General features: G+C 63.7%; 1 pseudogene. It reads right to left on the bottom strand.

Annotation, left to right across the window (positions count from 1 at the left end):
* Positions 1 to 290: pseudogene (locus AC5Y21_RS26070) on the bottom strand (IS21 family transposase); the annotation flags it as partial.
* Positions 291 to 369: the final 79 nt, after the last annotated feature.

Raw genomic sequence — 369 nt, 5'->3', positions numbered from 1 at the left:
GGACGGATCAACGCCACCCGCTCACGCAACCAGCTCATCGATCCCGACCAGCCGATCCGCTCGGCGATCACCGTCGCCGGCATCTGCGGATACACCGACAACAACGCCCGGATTCGCGGCTCAGCCGCACTGATCGCCGACTCCACCGCAGCCCGCTCGTACTTCGGCGGCCCGTCGCTGGCCAACGCCCCTGCCACCGTGTCGCGCGCTATACCCAGCTGCTTGGCAATCGCACGCTGCGACAACTTCTCGCTGTGATGAAGGTGCCGGATCAACGCCCAGTCTTCCAAGGAGATCACCCATCCAATCTGATTGGGTGGCCTACTTTTCAACCGGCGCGACTGGCCTGGTTTTCAACCGGCGTCAACA

The sequence above is a fragment of the Mycobacterium sp. NGS41 genome, assembly GCF_059812725.1.
The sequence above is the reverse complement of the archived record's forward strand: the minus strand, read 5'-3'. Positions and strand labels throughout refer to the sequence as shown.